Annotated in this window: 15 protein-coding genes and 2 pseudogenes; 6 read left to right on the top strand and 11 right to left on the bottom strand. The window is 44.9% G+C overall.

Annotation, left to right across the window (positions count from 1 at the left end; translation table 11 throughout):
* Positions 1-257: 257 nt before the first annotated feature.
* Positions 258-794, bottom strand: coding sequence for a (2Fe-2S) ferredoxin domain-containing protein (locus RIG27_RS01370; protein WP_446341735.1), 537 nt, complete (start codon positions 792-794; stop codon positions 258-260).
* A gap of 298 nt (positions 795-1,092) precedes the next feature.
* Between RIG27_RS01370 and groES the strand changes: the two genes are divergently transcribed.
* The 5 genes from groES to RIG27_RS01345 all read left to right on the top strand — a co-directional run bounded on the left by groES (position 1,093) and on the right by RIG27_RS01345 (position 5,466).
* Positions 1,093-1,404 carry a co-chaperone GroES gene (gene groES / locus RIG27_RS01365; protein ID WP_446339129.1) on the top strand — a complete coding sequence of 104 codons (312 nt, stop codon included), beginning with the start codon at positions 1,093-1,095 and terminating at the stop codon, positions 1,402-1,404.
* A gap of 123 nt (positions 1,405-1,527) precedes the next feature.
* Positions 1,528-3,162, top strand: coding sequence for a chaperonin GroEL (gene groL, locus RIG27_RS01360; RefSeq protein WP_446340942.1), 1,635 nt, complete (start codon positions 1,528-1,530; stop codon positions 3,160-3,162).
* Positions 3,163-3,403: 241 nt separating this feature from the next.
* The gene (locus tag RIG27_RS01355; protein ID WP_446341733.1) at positions 3,404-3,814 is read left to right on the top strand and encodes a deaminase domain-containing protein; all 411 of its coding nucleotides are present in this window, start codon (positions 3,404-3,406) and stop codon (positions 3,812-3,814) included.
* Between the two features lie 148 nt (positions 3,815-3,962).
* Positions 3,963-4,436, top strand: a complete 474-nt coding sequence (locus RIG27_RS01350; RefSeq protein ID WP_446341731.1) for an SMI1/KNR4 family protein — start codon at positions 3,963-3,965, stop codon at positions 4,434-4,436.
* Positions 4,437-4,569: 133 nt separating this feature from the next.
* On the top strand, positions 4,570-5,466 hold the full coding sequence (locus tag RIG27_RS01345) for an Rpn family recombination-promoting nuclease/putative transposase (RefSeq protein WP_446341729.1): 897 nt from the start codon (positions 4,570-4,572) through the stop codon (positions 5,464-5,466).
* Positions 5,467-5,552: 86 nt separating this feature from the next.
* On the opposite strand, the pseudogene RIG27_RS01340 reads toward RIG27_RS01345, so the two are convergent.
* Positions 5,553-6,481 (bottom strand): annotated as a pseudogene (locus RIG27_RS01340) (TRAP transporter substrate-binding protein).
* A gap of 267 nt (positions 6,482-6,748) precedes the next feature.
* Here RIG27_RS01340 and RIG27_RS01335 point away from each other — a divergent pair.
* Positions 6,749-7,804: a YheT family hydrolase gene (locus RIG27_RS01335; protein ID WP_446341727.1), complete on the top strand. Its 1,056-nt coding sequence runs from the start codon at positions 6,749-6,751 to the stop codon at positions 7,802-7,804.
* 77 nt (positions 7,805-7,881) lie between these two features.
* Here RIG27_RS01335 and RIG27_RS01330 read toward each other — a convergent pair whose 3' ends face one another.
* The 9 genes and pseudogenes from RIG27_RS01330 to RIG27_RS01290 all read right to left on the bottom strand — a co-directional run.
* Positions 7,882-10,203: a pentapeptide repeat-containing protein gene (locus RIG27_RS01330; RefSeq protein WP_446341725.1), complete on the bottom strand. Its 2,322-nt coding sequence runs from the start codon at positions 10,201-10,203 to the stop codon at positions 7,882-7,884.
* A gap of 120 nt (positions 10,204-10,323) precedes the next feature.
* Positions 10,324-11,583, bottom strand: a complete 1,260-nt coding sequence (locus RIG27_RS01325) for an RNA-guided endonuclease InsQ/TnpB family protein (RefSeq protein WP_446341723.1) — start codon at positions 11,581-11,583, stop codon at positions 10,324-10,326.
* Between the two features lie 129 nt (positions 11,584-11,712).
* Positions 11,713-12,246 carry a nitrogen fixation protein gene (locus RIG27_RS01320; protein ID WP_446341721.1) on the bottom strand — a complete coding sequence of 178 codons (534 nt, stop codon included), beginning with the start codon at positions 12,244-12,246 and terminating at the stop codon, positions 11,713-11,715.
* Positions 12,247-12,341: 95 nt separating this feature from the next.
* Positions 12,342-12,944 carry a hypothetical protein gene (locus RIG27_RS01315; RefSeq protein WP_446341719.1) on the bottom strand — a complete coding sequence of 201 codons (603 nt, stop codon included), beginning with the start codon at positions 12,942-12,944 and terminating at the stop codon, positions 12,342-12,344.
* A gap of 141 nt (positions 12,945-13,085) precedes the next feature.
* Positions 13,086-13,394 carry a hypothetical protein gene (locus RIG27_RS01310; protein WP_446341717.1) on the bottom strand — a complete coding sequence of 103 codons (309 nt, stop codon included), beginning with the start codon at positions 13,392-13,394 and terminating at the stop codon, positions 13,086-13,088.
* A 303-nt stretch (positions 13,395-13,697) separates the two neighbouring features.
* Positions 13,698-14,711: a cytochrome d ubiquinol oxidase subunit II gene (locus tag RIG27_RS01305; protein ID WP_446341715.1), complete on the bottom strand. Its 1,014-nt coding sequence runs from the start codon at positions 14,709-14,711 to the stop codon at positions 13,698-13,700.
* 8 nt (positions 14,712-14,719) lie between these two features.
* Positions 14,720-16,162 (bottom strand): cytochrome ubiquinol oxidase subunit I, encoded by a 1,443-nt coding sequence (locus tag RIG27_RS01300; protein WP_446341713.1) that lies wholly within the window; start codon positions 16,160-16,162, stop codon positions 14,720-14,722.
* Between the two features lie 348 nt (positions 16,163-16,510).
* Entirely contained in the window at positions 16,511-17,371 is an 861-nt protein-coding gene (locus RIG27_RS01295; RefSeq protein WP_446340935.1) for a prohibitin family protein, read from the bottom strand.
* 183 nt (positions 17,372-17,554) lie between these two features.
* Positions 17,555-17,738: pseudogene (locus tag RIG27_RS01290) on the bottom strand (RNA-guided endonuclease InsQ/TnpB family protein); the annotation flags it as partial.

Raw genomic sequence — 17,738 nt, 5'->3', positions numbered from 1 at the left:
AGTTGCCTCTAAGAAGGCAACTTGTTCAGGAGAAGGTTGGAGCTTTACAACTATTGTGAGAACTTGTTTCATGGCTAAACTATACCACTACATGGGATAGAGATTGAAAATACTTCGGGGATTGACCCCTCGCATTTTCCGTTATCCCCCTACCCCTTACTTCGTTGAAGGGGTAGCCCCTCGCGATTCGGGTGGCAAAAAAAGCAACAGCTTCTGTGCCTGAGAACGAACTGCTCAAGTATTTGCGCCATGCTGCGCTAATCTTTCCAGAAGCGCTGGACAATCTTGCTCCAAAGGCTTTTCGGTTGATCTACACTGGCAACTTTTTCAGAAGTTATCTGCGGTTGGGATTTACGGTTCGCTCTTTTAGCTCCTGCTGCGTCGGAGATAGGAGATCGATCGCTTTGTGGGAGAGGATGAACCAAAAAAGCATAGTCTTCCACAATCTTGTTGCCAATGAGATGCTCTTGAATAATGCGTTCGATCACCTCTGGCGTCGCGTTACGATACCAAACACCATCCGGGTAAATCACCAGAATTGGACCACTCGCACAGACGCGCAGACAGTTAGCTTTGGTACGGAAGATGCAGCTTGGTCGCTCCTGAGTGGGTTGATCCAGCTTAAGCTGTTTCAGACGAGTTTTTAAGTAGTCCCAGGAATCAAGACCCGCTTGTTTAGAGCAGCACTTCGGTTTAGTCTGGTCAGCGCATAGCAAAACATGGCGTTGAATTTGATTCAGTCCGAGGCTATTTACATTTTTGGCTAACAGCGTTTTGTCTGAGGCTCTATTCATCTTGCTCGTCTTACCCACTAAAAATTCCCACTATCCTCCACTATCCTGTAGGGTAACGCTTCACTACATCTCTTGAGGCTCCCAGACGCGCCATGGCGCGTCTCTACTCCCCGACACCCGACACCCGACACCCCAAATCCTAAACCCCCATCCTTTAGTTCGGGAACCCGTACCCGGAAATTGATTGCAGTTTCATGCCTAAGTTGAGTAAATTAGCACTCAGAAGCAGAGAGTGCTAATCACTCGACAGCAGAAAGTGCAAAGTAAGACTAAACTACGCTAATTAGGAGGGAATTCAATGGCAGCCGTATCTCTGAGTGTTTCTACAGTCAAGCCATTAGGCGATCGCGTTTTTGTCAAGGTCAGTGCCGCTGAAGAAAAAACTGCAGGTGGCATCTTGTTACCCGACAACGCTAAGGAGAAGCCTCAAATCGGGGAAATTGTCGCCACCGGTCCTGGTAAGCGCAACGATGATGGCTCTCGCTCGGAACTGGAAGTCAAAATTGGCGATAAAGTTCTCTACTCCAAGTATGCCGGTACTGATATCAAGCTAGGCAACGAAGAGTATGTTCTGCTTTCAGAAAAAGACATCCTCGCTGTCGTTTCTTAATCGTGATCCCTAAACGTTCAGGAGTATACAAGCCAGTTCTCTGGCAACTCTCCTGAATGATGAAATCATAACAATTAGTAACAATCCACAGTTCAACTCTCAGACTCAACATCACTGAAATCTATGGCTAAGCGCATCATTTACAACGAAAATGCTCGTCGCGCCCTGGAAAAGGGTATGGATATTCTGGCAGAAGCCGTTGCCGTTACCCTCGGTCCAAAAGGTCGCAACGTGGTTCTGGAGAAAAAGTTTGGCGCTCCTCAAATTGTCAATGACGGGGTGACCATTGCTAAAGAAATCGAATTAGAAGACCACGTTGAAAACACGGGTGTTGCCCTGATTCGTCAAGCTGCGTCTAAGACTAATGATGCAGCGGGTGACGGTACTACAACCGCTACCGTGCTGGCTCATGCCATGGTTAAAGAAGGCTTGCGGAACGTGGCGGCTGGTGCGAATGCCATCGCCTTGAAGCGGGGGATTGACAAAGCCATTGTTTTCTTGGTGGACAAGATTGCCGAAAATGCCCGTCCTGTTGAAGATTCTAAAGCCATTGCTCAAGTTGGTTCCATCTCTGCCGGTAACGACGAAGAAGTTGGCTCGATGATTGCCCAAGCCATGGATAAGGTGGGCAAAGAAGGCGTGATTTCCTTGGAAGAAGGGAAATCCATGACTACCGAATTAGAAATCACCGAAGGGATGCGCTTTGACAAGGGCTATATTTCGCCCTACTTCGCTACCGACATGGAGCGGATGGAAGCGATTCTGGAAGAACCCTTCATCCTGATCACCGACAAGAAAATCACCCTGGTTCAGGACATAGTACCTGTACTCGAGCAAGTTGCCCGTTCCAGCCGTCCGCTGCTGATTCTGGCTGAAGACATTGAAAAAGAAGCCCTAGCGACTCTGGTGGTCAACCGCCTGCGCGGTGTGCTGAACGTCGCTGCTGTTAAAGCACCGGGTTTTGGCGATCGCCGCAAAGCCATGCTGGAAGATATCGCGGTATTGACAGGTGGTCAGGTAATCACCGAAGACGCAGGTCTGAAGCTGGAAAACACCAAGCTAGAGATGCTGGGTAAGGCACGTCGCATTACCATCAACAAAGACAATACCACGATTGTGGCGGAAGGCAACGAAGCGGGTGTTAAAGCTCGTTGTGAACAAATCCGTCGTCAGATTGAAGAATCTGATTCTTCCTATGACCAGGAAAAACTACAAGAGCGTTTGGCAAAGCTGTCTGGTGGCGTTGCTGTGGTGAAAGTCGGGGCGGCTACCGAAACCGAAATGAAAGACCGCAAGCTGCGCTTAGAAGACGCGATTAACGCGACTAAAGCGGCGGTAGAAGAAGGGATTGTTCCTGGTGGTGGTACGACTCTGGCTCACCTCACCCCGACACTGGAATCTTGGGCAAATGAAAACCTGACCGGTGAAGGTCTGATTGGGGCGATGATTGTGTCCCGTGCCCTAGCCTCACCCCTGAAGCGGATTGCTGAGAATGCGGGTCAAAATGGTGCGGTTATCGCTGAGCGGGTGAAAGAGAAAGACTTCAACGTTGGCTACAACGCAGCGACGAATGAGTTCGTTGATATGTTTGAAGCTGGTATCGTTGACCCCGCTAAGGTGACTCGTTCCGCCCTGCAAAATGCAGCGTCTATCGCGGGTATGGTATTGACTACTGAATGTATTGTGGTTGACAAGCCTGAACCCAAGGAAGGTGCTGGTGCTGGCGCTGGTGCTGGTATGGGCGATTTCGATTACTAATCGCTGACATGGTAGGGGCGATTCATGAATTGCCCCTACGCCCAATTGATTGAGCAAAAATTTTTCTATTTAGTCTCATTATTTCATCTCGTTTCCAGCTTCTAGCTAGAAATTATCTCTTAGCGCCTCTGCTGCTGCTTCAAGAAGGCAAAACACATTAAAAAGCGCTATAGTATTAAGTGGACTATTATTTTAACTTCTGTACTAAATCACTAAATTAACTTAACTAAATTAACTTAACATGGCAAAGAATAACCCAGAACGCTGGCGTATTCGCCTTGCTCAGCTTCGGCATGAGTTGGGGATAGGACAGCGCCGAAATATTGCTATTGCTGAGTTTCAGATTGGAAATGACAGTGGTGAACTCACTGCCGTCAGTGGTCAGGCAATTCGTCCCGGAACTATTAGCTTACCTCAGCAGCCTTTATTTGAAACCTTTGAATTTTCTCCTGGACATTCACGAGCTTATGATAGTGAGTATAAACTTCTTGAGGAATTGGCTTCTCGATATGCCCAAACTCCAGAGATTCAAGGTACTGTCAATCTAGTCACGGAACGACCGCCTTGTGTATCCTGTAGCTACGTCATCGAGCAATTTCGTCAGCGGTTTCCAAACATCGCCCTGAACATCAACGATGTCAATACCGTTTGATTGCTAATTATGGAGAGGATGGGGGGGGAGATAGTATGAGGAAAGACGCATAATGAGTCCCATCTCTCCCCCTATTCTCAAAAACTTGGGATGCAGTGATTAAACTTAAGAGATATTATTGATGCAAGATTGAATCGAGGATATAGATGTGTATTTAGATACAGTTAAACAGCAGCTACAACAACTAGGACTGGTACAGCCAGATGAGTTAGTTGGGTGTACAGCTTCCGAAATCAGTAAACTTGAACAGGAGTTAGGGATTTCTCTACCCAAAGCCTATCAAGAATTTCTCCTGGAGATGGGGCATAGTGCGGGTCAATTCTTGCGCGGATCTGACTGCTTTTTTAAGCATCTCCCCTATTTGAGAGAATGGGCTATAGAGTTATTAGAGGAAAATAATTTCCATAAACCCCTACCCAATGATGCTTTTGTTTTCTTCATGCACCAGGGGTATCAGTTTAGCTTTTTTATCCTTTCTGAAGGGGATGATCCACCGATTTACTCTTACTGTGAAGGTGAAAATAAGATTAAATTTACGAAAAGCAATGCAAAATTTAGTGGATTTATAAAACAAGAAGTTGAGATTCATAAAGAATACCTTTTAGCTTTTTCCAGTCATTGAATGAGTATGTCAGGGAAAGCCTTTTCAGTTGTTCGGCATTTAAACCTTGTAGTGCGATCATCTTGATCGCTACCTATACTGAAATGAAACGTTTAGAATTGATACCAACGGCGAATACTTAGACCTGATTGCTGTGAAAACTGACTCCCTTCTCTACCGAATTTTCAAAACGGCTCCCTCGATTTTTTTTGAACTCATTGGTCAGCCAGACTTTCAAGGATATGAGTTTAAGTCTATCGAAATCAAGCAAACGGCTCACCGTATTGACGGGGTGTTTTTACCGCCCCCAGACCCACCCAATTTACCCGTTTTCTTCGCTGAATTTCAGTTCCAAGATGACCCCTTACTGTACCATCGGCTATTTGCAGAAATTTTCATGTACTTGGAACAAAATCCAACTATAGCCGATTGGCAAGCGGTGGTTCTCTTTCCCCGTCGGAGTTTAGAACCCATCCAAACCCATTTGTATCGGGCATTACTCAATAGCCCACAAGTGCGGCGTTTCTACTTGAATGAATTGAGCAACCAAGAGAACCGACCCTTGAGTCTTGGTCTGCTGCAATTGATTGTAGCTTCCCCCAAGAATGCACCCAACTTGGCAAAGCAGTTACTTGAACAAGCACAAAGCGATCCTGATTTGCCGCCAGGGTTAATAATAGAGTTAATCATCACTACAATGGTTTATAAGTTCCCGCAGTTGACTCGGGAGGAGATTATCGCGATGTTAGAGATTGTTGCTGAGGCTCAACAAACCCGTTTTTATCAAGAAGCGAAAGAAGAAGGTCGTCAAGAAGGTCGTCAAGAAGGTCGTCAAGAAGGTCGCCAAGAAGGAGAGAGAGCAATTATCCTGCGTCTATTAAATCGTCGCCTGGAACAAATTTCCCCTGAGATACAAGTACAAATTGAGGCGTTGACTTTAAAGCAATTAGAAGACCTCGGAGATGCTATGCTAGACTTTTCAACCCCAGATGATTTGCAACAATGGTTGCAAAACTATGTTATTAAACGATTTAAGCCCACATCTAAGTGAGGAATAGGAAAGATGTTCAACCAAAACTTGATAACATTGTAAGCGAGCAAGGGTTGGAGAATTAAACGCATTTAACTGTACACCAACTACGGAAGAACCCCTATTTCCTGATTATCAATAGTTGTGTACGCAAAATCCGTGAAACTCAACGTACTAACTCGATTCCATTCAAAAAGCTGCTCCCTAAAAGCTTGCCATTGACGGTAAACGTCTCGGAATGTAGCATCCTGACTCGCGATTTCTTCATAGAGTTCAAAAGCGGTTTTCCGAGCCGTGTCTAAAATCTCTCGGCTAAAGGGCATTAACTTTGTTCCTCCTAAAAGAAATCGCTCCAAAATTTCACCATTAACGGCATTATATCGAGCTAACGTTTTTAAATTGGCTTCAGCCGCCGCTGTTTGGAAAATGGCTTGATAGTCTGAGGGAAGTTTGTTCCACTCCGCCTGATTTACCAGCACCATGTACGTGGTTCCCGGTTCCCACCATCCTGGATAATAGTAGTAAGGGGCAGCTCTCTGTAGTCCTAGGGTATCATCGTCATAAGGACCAATCCATTCCACCGCATCGATGCTTCCTTCTAACAAAGCAGGTACGATATCTTGACCGGCGATCGTTACAACATTGACACCCAAACGGCTCATAATTTGTCCCCAAGCCCAGGAAGCCGCATTCTCAAGTTCTTTAAATCAGCAACGGTGTTAATTTCTCGCCGAAACCATCCCCCCATTTGTGTGCCTGAATTGCCAGCCGGAAATCCGACGAGATTAAACTCGGAAAAAATCTTTTGCAAGGCGTCTAACCCTTTACCTTTGTAGAGCCAAGCATTTTGCTGTTGAGCGTTTAAACCAAAAGGTAGGGTAGTGCCAAAGGCGAGGGCGGGACTTTTCTGGAAGGAGTAGAACGTATTCGTGTGACAACATTCAACAGTTCCCTTGGACACCGCATCAAATACTTCCAGAGGTGGGGCTAAATCACCACCCGGATAAGGGGTAATCGTAAAGCGTCCCTCCGTCATCGTGCTAACGGAGCGACATAATGTTTCAACACCCTCAAACAAGATTTCAAAATAGCGATCCCAACTTGTTGCCATGCGCCAATTAATGATCGGTTGAGCAGGTTTTGATGGGGGTTGAGGTATTTTTTTACGGCAGGCGTTGAGACTAGCCCCAGCCGCACCGATTGTTGTATACTTTAGAATATTTCGACGTTTCATAACTTATTTATATCGTTTAAATAATGAATCTTAATCATAAATCATGAAAAAACAATCGACGAATGACAAATGACGAATGACAAAAAACACTTTCATTCCCCATGGTGGTTAAATAATGGTCTGGCGATGACCCTGCACCTGGCGTTTAGAGCCTCCCGTGATTGGGAAGCGATGGTTCCTTTCCCAGAACCCTCCTATCAGGAGAAAATTTTTCGCGGCGCTCATAATGTACCGATTTTTGGGATTGTCGCCATTCCCGAACGTGCTAAGGGGACAATTGTGGGAACCTATGGCATTACTGGGGATTTGGATAACCAATGGTATCTAAGACTGCTGGGGCGTGAAGCCTTTGCTCAAGGCTATGCGGTGGTGTTATTTGACTGGCGAGCCCATGGAAAAACAGCTTTGTTGTCACCAACATTAACATCTGATGGTTTGTACGAGGGTGATGATTTTGTCCGGATTGCAGCGCAAGCAAAAGCCATGGGATGTCCCGCCCCATTTTGGTTTACAGGCTACTCACTCGGCGGACAATTAGCGCTTTGGGGGATTAAATCCGCTCAAGCGATCGCTCATTCCGAGGCGGTAGGATTAAATGACTCAGAGATTGGCGGTGGTGCGGTTATTTGTCCGAATCTGGATTCTTACCGTTCTCTGACGTATATGTTACACCATCCATTGGCGCGGTATTTAGAGCAAGCTATCGCCCGAACATTGAAACAACTTGCATGGCGTCTCTATCAGGCTCATCCCCAAGACATCGATCCAGAAGCGGTTGAACGAGCAAACAGTATTTGGGGATTTGATCAGGAGTTAGTAATTAAGCGATTAGGGTTTTCCTCGGTGGACGAGTATTATGATGCCACGAGTGCGCTGTATATTTTACCTCATTTAAACAAACCGACCCTGATTCTTTATGCTGCTGATGATCCGATGTTTGACCCGACAATTATTCCCGACTTGCAAGGAATTTGTGCGGATAATCCAGCGATTGATTTAAGGGTGACAAAACAGGGGGGTCATGTCGGTTATATTAGTTCTCGTGCTTGTCAGCGTGACTATCACGATCCTGACTGCTGGTGGGCGTGGAATCGAGTTTTGGAATGGTGCGATTCGTTCAATTGAGATTATAGACAGATCCCCGACTTCTTGAAGAAGTCGGGGATCTTGCTTAGAGAAGCTACCTGATCAAGGATTTCTCTTCAAGCCATAGCATACAGAACTTTGGAAAAATCACATCTGGCTAAGGCTGAACTTTGAATGTAGAAGTACAGTGAGCCATTTTCTACAAGCCTGATTTGCAATAGCAGTGTGTCAAAAGGGTCTTCTTCGGAACCAAAGCCATAACGGGGGTCATCCTGATAAAAGGAAGTATATCCCCCTATTTGGATATCACAATTTGCTCCACTAAACTTGTATTCCAAGTATCCATAAAATTCTTCATAAAAATCTTCCATTTCATCTTCATCAAATAATTCAGGGAAACGGTCACCGAAATCATAATCATAATGGGAAATAGGTTCATATCCTTTAGCCCATTTAATCGCCGAACACTCAACTGCAAAAGGTTCTGGGGTATGATCATCTTTTTCAGGCAAAAAATCAAAGTTAGTGATAATATTTTCTTTATTTAGATCGATTTCTGGAAAAAAAAGGACGCGAAAGTAATTTTGCTCCAATTTACATTGTGAACTCAGAACACTTTCATAAAAATCATCATTGTTACTAGGAATGTAGAATTGTAAAATACCTTGTTTTGGGAAACCTTCGAGATGGGGTATTTCAGCAAAATTGATTTGTGCCAGTAGAAACAGATATTTACCGTCTGGTGTTTTGGGATACTCAAATCCTTTGGGCAGATAAGGAAACCCTCCTCGACTTTTTTCCTTACCTGGAAATTTACTTTGCCACCAGGTTAGGTTTTCATCAGGGATTAACTTCAGTTCTAGATATGGCTTAATTGTGGCTTCAATGCGATCGCGATAACGTTCTAGAATGGCTGGCATTACTTCCCTGATCAGATAATTTGAGGATTCTGCGTCTAGAGGAGAATTAACAGCAGCCCAAGCCCTGCGCCACATTGGGTCAAGATTCGTCGTTTGATCAATCTGAGTTCCGAGAAGGTTTGCCTCACTCAAATCGACTCCCGTTAAATTAGCACCTTTGAGGTTGGCATTTTCCAAGTTTGCCGATGTCAAGTCAGCATGACTCAAGTTAGCATGACTCAAATCTGTATGGTGAAAATTTGTTTGGCAGAGTTTTGTCGATTGCAGGTTAGCCCCCGCTAGGTTAAATTCTGAAAAATTCTGGCGACTGAGGTCAAGATTTTGTAACTCTAAATCCTCATGGGTTTGGTTGAGAACAGCTATAACCTTGCGCCAACTGGCAGCCATTTGAGTTTGTTCATCAATGATTGCTCCTTTTAGAGTGACTTGATTGAGGGTTACTCCCTGGAAATTTGCTCCTTTTAAGTTGGCATGATTCAGATCGATCTGAGTTAGTTGCGCTTGCTGAAAATTGGCATGACTGAGATCTGAATGGCTAAAGTTTAGTTTGTATAAATAAGTGTTCGCGAAATTCGCCCCTTTGAAACTAATCTGGCTTAAATCCCAAGGTTTGTATTGATGTTCGTAATAGAAGCGAACCCCTTGAAAATTGGCGCGATCGCACTTAGCTCCTTGCAGTTTAATTTTAGCTAGATTAGCCTTTTCTAAATTTGCCCCTTCTAAATTAGCATGAGTCAGATTAGCATCACTGAGATTAGCATGATTTAGATGGGCATGACTGAGGTCTGAGTTGCTCAAATTTAGTCCAGCCAAAGACGTATTCGCGAAATTTGCCCCATTGAAACTAATCTGGCTCAGATTGTAAGTCTGATGGTGTGGATATTTGAATTGATCATAAAAGCGAACCCCTTGAAAATTAGCGCGATCGCACTTAGCCCCTTGCAGTTTAATGGCGGCTAAATTGGCATTTTCTAAATTCGCTTCTTCTAAGTTGGTATTATTTAAATTAGCATTGTTGAGATTGGCGTTGCTTAAATTCGCCTGTTGTAAATTTGTCTGACTTAAATTAGCATTATTGAGGTCAGCATTACTCAAATTCGCCTCTTTCAAATTAGCACCGCTTAGATCGACGAAAGATAGAGTGCTTCGTTGTAGGTTGGTCTGTTGTAAGTTGGCGTTAGTCAATTTAGCCTGATTCAAGTGAGCATTACTCAAGTTAGCTTGAGATAAATTGACCCCAGTTAAATCAGCACGTTGAAAATTAGCATGACTTAGATTGACTCCCGATAAATTAAGTTCTGCAAAGTCAGTTGCCGGATTGAGTCCAATTTCTCTGGCTCGTTGCAGAAAGTTATCAGCACTTTCTTGACGTAGAAGATCAACAATTTCTTGGCGTTCGGTTCGGGTTAATTGACCTTGGTGTTGCGGCTGCGTCGATTGATCGGGATGACTAGATTCATTATCCATTGAACTATTTCGCCGTCTGCGGCGACGTGGAGGTTGTCCTGAATCACTCATGGTGGTTTCGCGATAATACTTTTGTACTATCTAGGATAACGGCGCGGAAATTGAACGTCAAGCTAATTACGTGACATCCTCCTACACCAAATCAAAGATTATGGTGTAGGCTTCCTCAAATCACTTTGAAGATTTCCTGGTTACTCCCTTTTGGGATTTCGCCACTTGCCTAGATTGAGTTGCCTCAACCCCCGGTAGATCGACTGCACAGGCAGTTTCCTTTCCCGCAAGTCCTGCGGTACTAATTTGCTCTATTCCTCGGTTTCTAATTATCTGACCACTAGCAATATCCCTATCGGTTTTGTAGCCGCAGTGAGGGCAATCATGTACCCGGACACTTAGGTTTTTTTTGACTTCACCTTTACATTCAGGACACTCCTGAGAAGTGCCTCTGGCATTAACAACACCAAAAAACTTCCCTCGTTTCCAACACACATATTGGGTAATGGTGCGGAATTGACCAAAACCAGCATCAAGCATCTGCTTGCCCAACATCCCTTTGGCACTAACTCTATAGTCTAAATCTTCCATGAAAACCATATCGCCAGCATCACAAAGGGTGTGAGCTTGTTTGAAATGAAAGTCTTTTCTAATGTTGCCAATGTGGTGGTGAAGTCGAGCAACCTTGAGCCGTTGTTTCTCGTGATTTTTTGACCGCTTCTGTTTCCTAGACAGTCTACGTTGCAGCAATCTAAGCTTGCTTTGTAGTGTCTTAAAAAACTTAGGTGGTTTGACAACAACGCCGTCGCTGGTCGCCAAAAACTTCTCTAGTCCCACATCTACCCCAATTGGGTGTCCGTGAGGTTTTGGGTCAGGGACATTGACATTACATTGAATGTTGATTGACGCATACCATTTATCGGCTTTGCGTATAATTCGCACCTGTTTTACTGTAAACCCAGATGGAATAGGACGGTGCAGGTTGATTGGGATTGTCCCTAGTTTTGGCAGCTTGATATGAAGGTTCGTTACTGGGTTCTCCTTAAATTGAGGGAATAGCAATGACTTAAACTGCCCAACCTTCTTAAACCGAGGAAAGCCAAATTCACGAGATTTAAAGTAGTCCCAAGCTTTATGCAGTTGCTTTATTGCCTGTTGCAGGACTTGAGAGGGAACCTCTTTCAATTTGGGGTATTCCTTCTTAGCCTTTGGCAAATTGTTAAGTTCCCTTAGTTCACCGGGAAATGGGGTATCTGCTGGGATGATATACTCATGCACCAGGGAACATCTATCAATCAAACATTTGCGACTATTGCACCAATCCTTTATTTCCCTCAATGCATAGTTATAGGCACTGCGGCAAGTTTCCATCCACTCAATCAACTGTTGTTCTTGAGAGGTATCTGGATAGATTCGGTAACAATAGTTAAATGTCAGCATACCTCTATTATATAACATTTATTAGTTAGTGGCGTACTATTAAATGTTAATTTTAGGGATATTGAATCCCTAAAATTCACTTGGGGGAGTTGTGTATCCCAACGCTGAATTAAAATTACAGCGTGGGTCTTACAACTCCCCCAAACCCCCTGCTAAGATAATTTCGCGATCGCGGTGTGGTTCAATGACTTTTTTAACGGTTTCAGACATACCATAATTCGTGCGAACAATTTGAGGACAACGCAGACAAGCTGCTTTCCCTTCCTGTTGCCACCATCGACAATCTTGACGAATGCGACAGGGTGGTAAGTCTTTTACCACTGTCGGTAATCCCTCGACAATTTGTTGAATAAGATGGCATTGATGTCCATCAAAATGTTGACATCTCCGTTCCCAGCAAGGAGCAGCGATTCGATAGACTTCGGTTGGATCAACGGGTTCAGATAATGCTAGTAATTCATCCGTTATTGGCTGAGGTTCCCGCAGATATGCTACTTGTGGACTGTCAACAGTGCCACCTACTATACCGAAGACAACGCTACCCTGAGTATCAGGGGGAGAGCTAGGACAGAGTGAAGATTTACTGTCTTTTGGATGTGCCATTTCTGACGGCATTGGTGTTTCCTGACTCAGCTTGGTTATGTCTTTTTTTGAATTATTCATTTTTTTCAATAAATGAGAATTTATTTGAAATTTAACGATGAATTGAAACAAGATGACAACGGGGTTTAATTCTTGGGAGCAAGTGTTTGATTTAGTTAACGATATCGATTCATTTTATTTTTCAACCATTGTCTCAGTAAACCTAAGGTTTTAGTTGGTGGATCGTTAGCTATCTCAGCTTTAGAGTTATTCCCCGCCTGATCATTAACTTGGTCTACAGATATTACACCCGCTGTTTCCGGAGGAGGCATTGGTGCTGTGCCTGTTAAAAAAATACCGTGACTATCGGCACTGGCTATTTCTCGACGCCCTAACGCTCGATCGACGGCTCGCTCAATTGCTTCCCCTAATTCTTTCGTGTCAATTTCAAGGTCAAACTTGAGATCAATTTGTAAGTCTGGAGACAAATAAGTTTGTAATTCTTGTTTTTCTTTCTCATTAACCTGCTCAGAGAGTAAATTATAGGCTATTAACTGTAAATCACCTGTCTCGTTTTTTACCACTTGGCGTAGCACGTCTTTTCCAGGCTGACCATAGTTGAGCGCCTCGTCTAAAGCCGCCATCCGGATTTCTTCAGACTCACTCGTCAAACGTTGTTTAACTCCCTCTAAGCCACCCAGTACGCCAGAATTTAATGGGAAACCTTGTCCACCTAAAACGGCGTCATTGGGATTGGGGTGATTGGAATTAGCTGTCATCGGTTACGATTGTTGTCGGTGTAGTTAGGAAAAGGTGTACAGAACTGGTGTTCTCAAGATAATACTTTTGTACTATTTAGGATAACGACACGGAAATTGAACGTCAAGGCAATTACATAATTTCGCGATCGCATCAGCTCATTACTCTGAACGGCTGAGGGTAAACTGTCCTACATTCCCCGCCGTATCGTACCAATGTCCATCAAAGCGATCGGGTTGAGTTAATCTTCCCGCATGAACTGCATAGTAGCCGTTTCCTGGGGTTTCTTGGATGAAATAAATTAGGGTAATTCCTCGCCCTGTTACTACTTCTCCGTTAAACGTACTGGGATTATTGATATATACATAATGTCCGGTAAAGTTTGTCCACTCTTGACTCAAACAGACGGAATAGGTGCGTCCTAACCGCTGAATTTTCCATGCTGTTTCAGTTTGAAAACTATGAAACATTGATTGTTGTTTTAAAGCTTAATAGGTTATATCATGTCCGGTAGCATCAGTTGTGTATAGTGGTAAAAGCGTAGAAGGGGAAAATGGTAAGGTTTTTGTCCCAATACCTACAGGTAGGATAGACGAACGACACAACCGAACATAATATTATTTAATTTTTTGATCAAAACGTATCTGTAAGTAAAGGGCGACCCGATCAAATTGAGTGGACTTGGGTTGTTCAGTGATGCAAGCGGGTCGCCCCTACAGCGTTTTTTCTGGGATTAGAAGCTTGGGCAGACTTATTGTGAAAAATTAGCGCTGCTAAGCTCCATAATGTTCACCTCTAACTTTCCCCCGAAACACGATGTATTGATAGATGTTGTATGCCAACATAATCGGAATTAGAACACCGATAAAGATGATCATGAACACCAGTGCACTGGGGTCAGCCGCCGCCTCATAAATGGTGATCTGAGTGGGGATAATGTAGGGAAATACAACCAAGGCTAATCCCAGGAATGTCAGTAAAAACAGTAGAATCGTCCAAATTAATGGCGTTCTCTCTTCCTGTCGATTCAGACTTCTCCAGAGTAGCCAAATCAGCGTAATTCCCAGTAGGGGTATGGCAGCAAAGATATACACTTGAGGTTGAGAAAAAAGACGCGATCGCGCATACTCATAAAAGATGGGTGTGGTAATCGTAATTACAATCGCGCCAATTAACGTGGTGATTGCGGCAATTCTGGCGGTTCTGTAATGGGTAGCTTGTAATTCCCCTTCTGTTTTCAAAACCAAATACGTTGAGCCAATTAACACATACCCTTGAATCAAAGTCAACGCCATCAGAACAGATTGCCAAGTTAGCCAATCCCAAGTCCCGCCAATAAAATGACCCGCTTCATCAACCGTAATCCCGGATAGTACAGCACCCAAGGCAAATCCTTGACCCAGTGCGGCGCTAAAACTGCCGACACCAAAGGCTAAATTCCAGAAGAACTTCCGATCCGCTTGTTCACGAAACTCAAACGCTACCGCCCGAAAGATAAACCCAAAAACCATCAATAAAATTGGGATGTACAAGGCAGTTAAAATTGTACCGTAGGCTAAGGGAAATGCCCCAAACAAACCCCCTCCCATAATCACCAGCCAGGTTTCGTTGGCATCCCAAACATTACCCAAACTGGTCATTAAAATACCACGGCGTTCCTCAGTTGAAGAAGTCAGCGATAAAATACCCACCCCTAAATCAAATCCATCTAGCATCACGTAGAGGAAGAGAAACAAGGCTAAAATGGCAAACCAAACTTGGGGAAGAAAATAGGATAATGTTTCCATACAACCTCCTACTGTTGCGTTTCTAGGGGACGTTCATCAGGAAGAAATTGTCCCGGCTTAGTGTTGACTCCTTCTTGGGTTTCAGAACTGGGTAAGGGGAGGTTGAAATTGGGACCTCGGCGGATAATTCGGCTCCCGAAAAACAAAGCGGCACAAAATAACAGGGTATAAACCCCGCTAAAACTGAGTAACGAGGTTAACACATTACTGGCTGGAATATTAGACACGGCATCTACGGTGCGGATTTGTCCATACACCGTCCAGGGTTGTCGTCCCACACAGCGGACAATCCAGCCGGATTCTACCGCAATATAACCGAGGGGTGCGGCAAACATCCAAGCAAACAGAAGCAGACGCTGCTGGGTAATGTTTTCCGGCGACAGCTTACCCCGTAGCCATTGCAGTACACTCACCAGCATTAATCCGGCGAAGAAGAAGCCAATGGCAATCATAATCCGGAAGGAATAGTAGATTAACCCTAACAGATGGGGTCGATCCTCCGGTTTCCACTCCTTCAATCCCAACACGGGTTCCGGCAATTCTTTTTTGAATTCCAGGATATATCCCAACGCATTGGGAACTTTAATTTCCCAATCATTTTCTTCAACGGTTTCATTGGGAAATGCCAGAAGACTCCAATCTGCGGCAACTCCGGCGGGTATGGTTTCCCACTGCGCTTCCATCGCGGCTAATTTTGAAGGCTGATGACGATACACTTGTTCGCCACTTAAATGCCCAATATAGATCTGTAAGGGGGCGACTGCGATCGCAACCGCTAAAACAATTTTTAACGCCTTAGCAAAGAAGGCTGAATGGCGTTTGTTGAGAATGTACCACGCGCTAATCCCACCAATCACAAACAGCGAGGTTTCCAGAGTGCCAAAGAACATGTGTAGGACACTGTTCACCATGAAGGGATTAAAAATTGCCTGAAAATAATCGCTGACAATAAACTTGCCATCGACAAATTCTCCCCCGGCTGGGGTTTGCATCCAGGAATTGGCGGCTAATATCCAGAACGTGGATAAGTTGGCACCGAATGCCACAAGGATAGTTGCAACGTAGTGCATGATTGGATGAACACGCTGCCAACCAAACACCATAATCCCCAAAAACGCCGCTTCTAGCATGAACGCCATCGACGCTTCAAAGCCGAGAATGCTGCCAAAAAAATTACCAACCGCCTCGGAAAACGATGCCCAGTTGGTACCAAACTGAAATTCCATCGGCACACCCGTGGCGACGCCGATGCCAAAGTTGAGGACATACAGCTTTGACCAGAAGCGAGCGTGGTAATAATAATCAGGATTGCGCGTCTTTAGCCATAGTCCTTCCACGATAACCAGGTAAATCCCCATACCTGTGGTGAGAACGGGCCACAGCATGTGAAAAATAGCTGTCACCGCAAATTGCAGGCGTGACAGCACGACGGTATCGGACAAAAATTCCATAACCTTCCGTTACATAAGACCTGAACATGGACTAGAAAACCTTCGTTCGATCAGGCTCATGACCCGATTCGTTATCATGCTAACGCGCTGAAACCGTTACTACGAGAGGTATATCCTCCCCAAGGGCATTCTTTTTTTAGAGGGTAGAACAAGACTCAAGGGCAATGGCACTGAAAATAAGCATTTTTAGATCAACAAGACCTTGATATACCGTAGGGTGGGCAATGCCCACCAGCATACCAGTCAGCGCCATTGAGTTGAGGGCGACCCGAGCCCATTGAGTTGATTGGAGTTGTTCATTAGGCTAAGCGGGTCGCCCCTACAGGATAACCACAGGGTTTCGTTTCATCACCGCGATAGCGTCGGTTCCTGTGCCACATCCCCTAAGTTAAATAGGAATGGCACACTACTATTGGAATCACCACTCATGACCAAAACTTTCGGCATTTGCGCCCCACCTTGTTTCCAGGCTTCGATCGCTTCTTTTTGCAGAACCAGTGGTCCGCCTTGCTCTCTCAGGGTTTCCGCCAACAGTCGTTGGGCTTCGGCTCTACCCTTAGCGCGATTAATGTCCGCTTGGGCTTGTTGTTCGGCTTCCCGGGCAACGTAAACAGCACGTTGCGCCCGTTGTTCAGCGATTTGTTTTTCCTCAACCGCCTTGGAGAACTCAGGGGAGAAGTTTAGGTCAACCACGCTGGTATCCAAGACGATGATGCCATACTTTTCCAACCGTTCATTCAACGCATTATCAAAGTCCTGCTTCAGTTCAGTCCGTTTGGTGATGGCTTCTTCTACCGTTCGCCGAGCCGCTGCAACTTTGAACGATTCCTGAGTTTGAGGGGCGATAATTTTCGAGACGATATTCTGTAATGTGCCTTGTGTCCGTCGGATCGTAACCACCTGTGTGGGATCAAGGCGGAAGTTAATCGCGAAGCTAGCCGAGAGATCCTGAAGATCCTTGGTAGAACTCTGGGCGGGAACTTCAAATTTTTGCACGGTCACATCATAGACGTCCACCACTGAAATTAAGGGGGGCTTGATGTGGATTCCCTCTAGTAAGGCTCCATCTCTGGCTTTACCCAAGATGCTGATCACCCCAGCTTGACCTGGGTTGATGATCACAAAGGAGCTAAAGCTAAGGAGAATCAAGGCTGCTGCGATAATCCCTCCCACTAAAGCTTGCCAATTCTGTGAATTCTGATACTTCAACGTTTACTCTCCTTACTTAAACGCCATTGGCGACTCTTTACAGCCTACCAATGTTCAGACTCAATTGCGGCGATAACGGGAAGATAGGCAAGCTGGGGGAGTTTGTTCCAGACGTAGCAGGCTACGTCTGGGAGGTGGGGGTGATGGGGTGATGGGGTGAGCTTACTTATGAACTACGACGACTTACTTCGTTGAAGTCGTCGTTTCTGACGTTTCTTCGTCGATGGCTGCTTCATGCTTGGAGCAATCAGTAGAGCTAGGCGACTCCACGTCTAAAGAGGTTCGTTCCAAACCCCTTCCCCAAATCTCATTTACTTGGGCGGCATTAACATCTCTGTCTTCGGTATGACCACAGTCAGGATTAGAG

It is taken from the genome of Coleofasciculus sp. F4-SAH-05, assembly GCF_040222985.1.
Classification (GTDB): Bacteria; Cyanobacteriota; Cyanobacteriia; order Cyanobacteriales; family Coleofasciculaceae; genus Coleofasciculus; species Coleofasciculus chthonoplastes.
Note: the sequence above shows the minus strand (reverse complement) of the source record. Positions and strands in the feature narration are given on the sequence as shown.